5 protein-coding genes are annotated in these 7905 nt (G+C 64.0%); all 5 read left to right on the top strand.

The window, feature by feature from the left end; translation table 11 throughout:
- Nucleotides 1-188: 188 nt before the first annotated feature.
- From HMPREF9710_RS05590 to HMPREF9710_RS05610, 5 genes are read left to right on the top strand one after another with little or no spacing between them, the layout of a single operon-like run.
- Nucleotides 189-830, top strand: a complete 642-nt coding sequence (locus HMPREF9710_RS05590) for a type 1 glutamine amidotransferase family protein (protein ID WP_005664648.1) — start codon at nucleotides 189-191, stop codon at nucleotides 828-830.
- A gap of 6 nt (nucleotides 831-836) precedes the next feature.
- A complete protein-coding gene (locus HMPREF9710_RS05595) occupies nucleotides 837-2291 on the top strand; it encodes a DUF3375 domain-containing protein (RefSeq protein WP_005664650.1) in 1455 nt (484 codons plus the stop codon).
- Entirely contained in the window at nucleotides 2288-2884 is a 597-nt protein-coding gene (locus tag HMPREF9710_RS05600) for a DUF4194 domain-containing protein (RefSeq protein ID WP_005664653.1), read from the top strand. Before HMPREF9710_RS05595 ends, HMPREF9710_RS05600 begins: the two co-directional genes overlap by 4 nt.
- On the top strand, nucleotides 2881-6249 hold the full coding sequence (locus tag HMPREF9710_RS05605) for an ATP-binding protein (protein ID WP_005664655.1): 3369 nt from the start codon (nucleotides 2881-2883) through the stop codon (nucleotides 6247-6249). Before HMPREF9710_RS05600 ends, HMPREF9710_RS05605 begins: the two co-directional genes overlap by 4 nt.
- Complete coding sequence (locus HMPREF9710_RS05610; RefSeq protein ID WP_005664657.1) at nucleotides 6246-7448, top strand: DUF3322 domain-containing protein; 1203 nt, start codon at nucleotides 6246-6248, stop codon at nucleotides 7446-7448. Before HMPREF9710_RS05605 ends, HMPREF9710_RS05610 begins: the two co-directional genes overlap by 4 nt.
- Nucleotides 7449-7905 lie beyond the last annotated feature (457 nt).

The following is a 7905-nucleotide window of genomic DNA, read 5'->3' on the forward strand; positions in this document are numbered from 1 at the left end:
ACCCCTTCCCATCCCGAACAGGACCGTGAAACGACTTTGCGCCGATGATAGTGCTGCAACCAGTGTGAAAGTAGGTTATCGTCAGGCTAGTTATAAGAAAAACCCCACCAGGTGATCCTGGTGGGGTTTTTTGCTTTGGAGACGCGTAAAATCCCAAGGTCATACTGTTCTCTTACCTAGGAAAAGCGATGAAGGTCTATCTCGTTGTCGTCGACACGCTGGCGGATTGGGAAATCGGATACCTGACGGCAGAACTGCATAGCCGCCGGTTTTTCGCAGATCCATCGCAAGACTTCCAATTGCTGAAGGCAGGCCTGAGCCGTGGCGTGGTGACGAGCATGGGCGGCGTGACCCATGCGCCGGATATCGCAATCGGCGACATCCGGATGGACGACAACGATCTGCTCCTGCTTCCAGGGGCGGAAATCTGGCAGTCTGCACAAGCAAGACCAGCCCTCGAACTGGCGCGCGACGCGCTGGACCAAGGCCACCAGGTCGCCGCCATCTGTGGCGCGACCGTCGGCCTGGCCAGCACCGGCGCATTGAATGCACGGCGCCACACTTCCAACGACCCCGGATTGTTGAAAGCATCCTGCCCCGACTATCGCGGTGAACACATGTACCGCAAGGAGCCGGCTGTCCGCGGCGACAACCTGATCACGGCAACCGGCCTGGCGCCGCTCGAGTTCTCCTACGAAGTTCTCAAGATGCTCAAGGTCTGGAAGCCGGAGACCACCAAGGCCTGGTACCGCTTGCACAAGACCCGCCAGGAGCGCTGGTACCATGAATTGGTCGCATCGATGTCGGATGCGTCCGCCATTCCTTCATAGAGCGCGATGGATTACCAGCAGCTTCTCGCCCAGCGCCGCGCGCACCCATCCTGGCGGCTCCTCGCCGCCGACCACGCGCCGATGATCGCCAGCTTCCTGCACCGCAGCTTTGTCGCGCCCAATGTGCGCACGATTGCCCGCCAGCAGCTGGTGTCGCAACTGGACGATCACCTGTACCAGCTTCATGAGCTGACCGGCGAACAGCTGTTTCCCAAGCCCGCGGCCAGCTATCTGGACGACTGGGCGTCCGACGACCGCGGCTGGCTGCGCAAATACTATCCACCAGGCGAAGACGAACCGCACTACGATCTGACCTCGCCTGCCGAGCAGGCCCTGGAATGGCTGCAGGGCCTGGGCCAGCGTGCTTTCATCGGTACCGAGTCGCGCTTGATGACCGTGTTCGACCTGCTCAAGCAGATCGCCGACGGCACCGAGCTCAATCCCCGTGCGCGCATTGCCGAACTCCAGAAACGCAAGGCGGACATCGACGCCGAAATCGCGCGGATCAAGGAGGGCCACCTGACCCTGATGGAACCGACCCAGGTGCGCGAACGCTTCCTGCAAATGGCGGCCACCGCGCGTGAACTGCTGTCCGATTTTCGTGCGCTCGACCAGAACTTCCGCATGCTCGACCGCAGCGTGCGCGAAAGGATCGCCACTTGGGACGGCGGCAAGGGCGAACTGCTGCAGCAGATCTTCGGCTGGCGCGACCTGATCACCGAATCCGACGAAGGCAAGAGCTTTCGCGCCTTCTGGGACTTGCTGATGTCGCCGTCGCGCCAGGATGAACTGGGCAAGCTGCTGGAGCAGGTGATGGCGCTCGCGCCGATCCGCGAACTCGAACCCGACGGCCGCCTGCGCCGCATCCACTACGACTGGCTGGAAGCCGGCGAGGTTACCCAGCGCACCGTGGCGCGCCTGTCGGAGCAGCTGCGCCGCTATCTGGATGACCAGGCCTGGCTCGAGAACCGCCGCATCATGGAGCTGATCCGGCAGGTCGAACAGAAAGCGCTGTCGCTGCGCGGGCAGGTTCCCGATGCGGCCTTCGCCGACATCGACGACGCCGGGCCGGAGTTCGCCTTGCCCATGGAGCGGCTGCTCTACACGCCGCCATTCAAGGCCGACATTCGCGCGGTGGAAGTCGAGGAGGCCGGCGCGACCGCCTTGTCCGATGCGCTGTTCGAACAGGTTTACGTCGACCAGGTGCGCCTGGCATCCAACGTGCGGCGCGCACTGCAGACCCGCAGCCAGGTATCGCTGGCGGCGGTCGTGATGGACAATCCGATCGAGCAGGGCCTGGCCGAACTGGCGACCTACCTGAAACTGGCGACCCAGGACGTGGCCGCCGTGATCGACGACGAGCGCGATGAATGCGTCCGCTGGACCGGCGCCGATGGCCACCAGCGTCAGGCGACGCTGCCGATGGTAATCTTTACACTACGGGAACGAGAGGACGAATGATTGACGACGACCAGCTGGGACAAGTGGTAGTCACCCTGTTCCAGGGCGTGCTGTATCGCGAAAACGCCGAGCCGCAATGGCAGGCACTGCTCGACCTGCAGGCGCGCGTGCGCGACTATTGCAGCGTGATCGGGCTCGAACTGATCCTTGACGAGGCGGAGGGCTATGCCTATCTGCGCCAGCGGGCGTCCAAGCCCGAGACGCCGGACTTGCCGCGTCTGGTCCAGCGCCGCCAGCTCAGCTTCCCAGTCAGCCTGATCCTGGTCCTGCTGCGCAAGAAGCTGGCCGAGTTCGACGCGCTCAGTGCAGATACCCGGCTGGTCGTCAGCCGCGAGGACATCGTCGACCAGATGCGCCTGTTCCTGCCCGATACCGCCAACGAAGCGCGCCTGCTCGACCGCATGGATACGCATCTCGGCAAGGTCGTCGACCTCGGCTTCCTGCGGCGCCTGCGCGGTCAGGACGGGCAGTTCGAAGTGCGGCGCGTATTGAAGGCCTTCGTCGATGCCCAGTGGCTCGACGACTTCGCCCAGCGCCTGGACGGCTATGCCAGGCATGCCGGGGCGAGCGCCGGCAAGGAGGGCGTCGAATGAACGCCGGACCCGATCCCGAGCTGGCGACGGCGACCGAGCAGGCCGGCTTCCGCCTGCGCCGCTTCGAAGTGTACAACTGGGGCACCTTCCACCAGCGCGTTTGGAGGATGCAGCCGCACGGCGCCAATATGCTCCTGACTGGCGATATCGGATCCGGCAAGTCGACCCTGGTCGATGCGCTCACTACCTTGCTGGTCCCGTTCAACAAGATCTCGTACAACAAGGCGGCCGGCGCCGACGCGCGCGAACGCTCGCTGCGCACCTATGTGCTGGGCCACTTCAAGTCCGAGCGCGGTGACACCGGCCTCTCCGCGCGTGCGGTCGCGCTGCGCGACCAGCACAGCTACTCGGTGCTGCTCGGAGAGTTCCATAACGAAGGCTACGAGGAGACCATCACGCTCGCGCAGGTATTCTGGTTCAAGGACCCGCGCGGCCAGCCGGAGCGATTCTATGTGGTCGCCGAAACGGCGCTGACGATCGCCGATGATTTTTCGGGCTTCGCCGACATCAATCAGCTGCGCAAGCGCCTGCGAGCGCGGTCCGGCATTGCTCTGCACGACAGCTTCCCAGCCTATGGCGCCGATTTCAGGCGCCGTTTCGGCATCGCATCGGAACAGGCGATGGACCTGTTCAACCAGACGGTGTCGATGAAATCGGTGGGCAACCTGACCGAGTTCGTGCGTGAGCACATGCTCGAGCCGTTCCCGGTGCAGGCCCGCATCGACATGCTGATCACGCACTTCGACGACTTGAACCGGGCCCACGAGACGGTGCTCAAGGCGCGCGCGCAGATCGAGCGCCTGCAACCCCTGAACGCCGACTGCGATCGCCACGCGGCGCTGGTGACGCAGATGGATGAGCTGCGGATCTGTCGCGAAGCCCTGCGGCCCTGGTTCGCGCTGCTCAAGACCGAGCTGCTGGACAAGCGCATCGCCAACCTGGCAGCGGACGAGGAACGCACCGCCACCCGCCTGGCCCAGTTGGAGCAGGAGCGGCGCGAACACGCCCGTACCCGCGACGAACTGACCGCCGCCATCTCGGCCAATGGCGGCAACCGGATCGAACAGATCATGGGCGAGATCGCGCGCGTCGACGCCGCTCGCAGCGAAAAGAACGCGCGCGCGCAGCAGTACGAGCTGATCGCCTCGGCGCTCGGCTTGCCGGCGCCGCACGATGCCGGCGCCTTCGATGCCAACCGGGGCGCCATTGACACAGGCCAGGCCGCCTGCGTCGCGCAGCGCGACGAGCGCAGCAACCGCCTGACCGAGGCTGGCGTGACGGTGCGCGAGCTGAGAAAGCTGCACGGCGAACTGACCGACGAACTCGAATCGCTGCGCAAGCGCCGGTCCAATATTCCGCGCCAGATGCTCACGCTGCGCGAGGCCTTGTGCGACGCGCTAACGATCGCGCCTGATGCGCTGCCCTTCATCGGCGAGTTGATCCAGGTGCGCGAGGACGAGCGTGCCTGGGAAGGGGCGGCCGAGCGCTTGCTGCATGCCTTCGGCCTGTCGCTGCTGGTGCCCGAACAGCATTACGCGCAGGTGGCGGCATGGGCCGAGCGTACCCACCTTGGCGCGCGCCTGGTGTATTACCGGGTGCGGCCATTGTCCCCGGCCGAGCCGCCATCCCTGCATCCGCATTCATTGGTGCGCAAGCTGTCGATCCAGCCGGATTCGCCGTTCTATGCCTGGATCGAGGGCGAGCTGGCGCGGCGTTTCGACTATGCCTGTTGCGACTCCATGGAACTGTTTCGGCGCGAGCAGCGCGCGATCACCCGTAACGGACAGGTGAAGTCGGGCGGCGAGCGTCACGAAAAGGATGACCGGCGCCAGATCGGCGACCGCACCAGCTATGTGCTGGGCTGGTCGAACGAGGCGAAGATCGCGGCGCTGGAGAAGCAGGAGCGCGACCTGTCCACGCGTATCACGGAACATACCAGGCAAATCCTCGAGCTCAAGCGCGAAGCTGCCGAATGGGGCAGAGTGCTCGGTCTCTGGCAGCAGTTGGCGGTGTTCGCCAGCTTCGCTGATCTCGACTGGAAGCCGCTGGTGGCGATGATCGACAGGCTCGAGCGCGAGCAGCAGGAGCTGGCGGCATCGTCCGACCTGCTGCGCACCTTGCAGCAGCAGTTGCGCGATCTCGGAGACGTCCAGGCCGGCATCGATGCGCAGCATGCACAGGCCAATGCCGCGCTGGCGACGCTGGTGGAGAAATTGAGCCAGGCCCGCAGCCTGCTGGGCGAGAGCGAGGCGCTTGCCGGTGCGATCGACGACGCCATGCGCGCCACTACGCTGCCGGTGCTCGAGACGCTGCGCGAGCAGGCCTTGGGCGAGCACACGCTGACGGTCGAATCATGCGATAACCGCGAGCGCGACATGCGTGAATTCGTGCAGGCACGCATCGACGCCGACAGCAAACGCATCGCGACACTGCGCGACAGGATCATCACCGCCATGCAGGACTATGCGACTACCTGGCCGCTCGATGCGCGCGAGGTCGATGTGAGCATCGAGGCGGCGCCCGAGTTCCGGCGCATGCTGCAGGTGCTGGAAGCCGACGACCTGCCGCGCTTCGCCGGCAAGTTCAAGGAGCTGCTCAACGAAAACACGATCCGCGAGATCGCCGGATTCCAGTCGCAGCTCAAGCGCGAGCGCGAAACGATCCGCGAGCGGGTCGAGACCATCAACACCTCGCTGCATGCGATCGACTACAACCCGAATCGCTACATCGCCCTGGAGGCGGAACCGAGCCTGGACGCCGACCTGCGCGACTTCCAGCAAGACCTGCGCAGCTGTACCGAAGGCGCGCTGACCGGGTCGAGCGACGAGGAGTACACCGAGGCGAAATTCCTGCAGGTGCGGCGCATCATCGAGCGCTTTCGGGGCCGCGAAGGCTGCGCCGAGATGGACCGGCGCTGGACCCGCAAGGTGACCGATGTGCGCAACTGGTTCGTGTTCTCGGCGTCCGAGCGTTGGCGCGAGGACGACAGCGAGCATGAACACTACACCGACGCCGGCGGCAAGTCCGGTGGCCAGAAGGAGAAGCTGGCCTACACGGTGCTGGCAGCCAGCCTGGCCTACCAGTTCGGCCTCGAATGGGGCGCCGTGCGTTCGCGCTCGTTCCGCTTCGTGGTCATTGACGAGGCGTTCGGACGCGGTTCCGACGAATCTGCGCGCTATGGGCTGGAGCTGTTCCGGCGCATGAACCTGCAACTGCTGATCGTGACGCCGCTGCAGAAGATCCACATCATCGAGCCATACGTCGCCGGCCTGGGGTTCGTGCACAGCGAAGAAGGTCGGCAGTCGATGCTGCGCTACCTGAGCATCGAGGAGTACCGCGCCGAGCGCGGTGCGCGGGCCGGATGATGGCGGCGCGCAGCGCATGGTCGTCGCCGGGCGACATCGTCGCCAGCGTCCAGCGCCTGTGGGACAGCGGCGCTATCCTGGCGGCGCGCCTGGACGGCGTCGCCTTGTTTCCGCATGAAGTCCGGCTGCGGCAACCTTCGGTCGCAGCCATGGGCGAGCAGTTCGACCTCGTGCGCGACTGGATCGGCGCCTTGCGCAGCAGCAGCCGTCCAGAACGCGGCGATGGCTATGAGCTGGTCTGGCGCGACATCAACCACCGCCAGCTGGGGCGCAACCGCATCCCGGTTGCCGCCATCGTGGAGTCGGAAGCGTCGGCGCTGCGCATGATCGGCCGTGGCGCGGACACGCGGCGCTTCGACGAATTGGTCGCCATGACCCTCGGCGCGTTTCCCGTCCTTCGTCCCTGGCTGGCCAGGCAGCCGCTCCGCCTGCTCGAGCACGGGGATGGATGGGAGCGCGTCCTGGCCGTGCTGCGCTGGTTCGTGGCGAATCCACGTCCAGGCATCTATCTGCGTCAGCTCGATATCCCGGGTGTCGACACGAAGTTCATCGAAGTGCGCAAGGGGCTGATGGCCGAACTGCTCGATCAGGTGCTGCCTGCCGAATCGATCGATGCCGGCGCCGTCGGCGCGCGGCAGTTCGACACGCGTTACGGGCTGCTGGGAAAACCAGCGCAAATTCGTTTCCGCATACTCGACCAGCGGCACTATGTCGGCGGTTGCTCCGACCTGATGGTGCCTGTGGCGCAGTTCGCCGCATTGCGCACGGGCGTGGACCGGGTCTACATCACGGAGAACGAGGTGAATGCACTGGCATTTCCCGATGTGGAGTCGAGCATGGTGGTGTTCGGTGGCGGCTATGGCATCGACCGCCTGGCGCAGGTGGACTGGTTACGCAGCCGGCGCGTCCTGTACTGGGGCGATATCGATACGCATGGCTTTGCGATCCTCGATCGCCTGCGGGCGTCGATCCCGGGCGCGGCATCGCTGCTGATGGATGCCGACACGTTACAGGCACATCGCCATGTATGGGGGCAGGAGGATGGCGACAAACGTTGCCTGGCAGACCTGATGAGGCTGACGGAGCAGGAGCGGGAGCTGTTTCTGCAGTTGCGCGGCGATATCCTTGGGGAGCGCTTACGCCTCGAGCAGGAGCGCATTGGCTACACATGGGCGGTCGACGCGATTCGACAAACATGAAAACTGGCCCTTGCGGGGGCGCTGGCGCTTTGCTATAGTCTCGCTCCTCGACGCAGACGCCACCTCACGGTAGCGAAAGCGAAGAGAAAAAAGGGGTTGACGAAAAATGAGAAACACTTCATACTCTCGCCTCTCTGCTGCTGACGAACACAACGATTCGCAACGATGCAGCAAGAAGAAGCACCGAATTCTGATCTTTAAAAATTAACAGTCGATAAGTGTGGGCGTTTGATGAAGGTGCCGGCTGACTTGTTCAGCTGCATACTTAAAATATCAAATGTTCGCACAAAGTATTAAACGTTGCTTCAGCAATGAAGCGACGGTCAGTATTTTGAGTGAGCGACCTCGCTAGCAATAGCGAGTGACTCGAAAGAGTCAACAAACAGAGATTGAACTGAAGAGTTTGATCCTGGCTCAGATTGAACGCTGGCGGCATGCTTTACACATGCAAGTCGAA

The sequence above is a fragment of the Massilia timonae CCUG 45783 genome, assembly GCF_000315425.1.
Taxonomy (GTDB): domain Bacteria; phylum Pseudomonadota; class Gammaproteobacteria; order Burkholderiales; family Burkholderiaceae_D; genus Telluria; species Telluria timonae.

Coding starts and splice junctions, on each gene's coding strand:
- HMPREF9710_RS05590 (WP_005664648.1), top strand. CDS start 189: ATGAAGGTCTATCTCGTTGTCGTCGACACGCTGGCGGATTGGGAAATC.
- HMPREF9710_RS05595 (WP_005664650.1), top strand. CDS start 837: ATGGATTACCAGCAGCTTCTCGCCCAGCGCCGCGCGCACCCATCCTGG.
- HMPREF9710_RS05600 (WP_005664653.1), top strand. CDS start 2,288: ATGATTGACGACGACCAGCTGGGACAAGTGGTAGTCACCCTGTTCCAG.
- HMPREF9710_RS05605 (WP_005664655.1), top strand. CDS start 2,881: ATGAACGCCGGACCCGATCCCGAGCTGGCGACGGCGACCGAGCAGGCC.
- HMPREF9710_RS05610 (WP_005664657.1), top strand. CDS start 6,246: ATGATGGCGGCGCGCAGCGCATGGTCGTCGCCGGGCGACATCGTCGCC.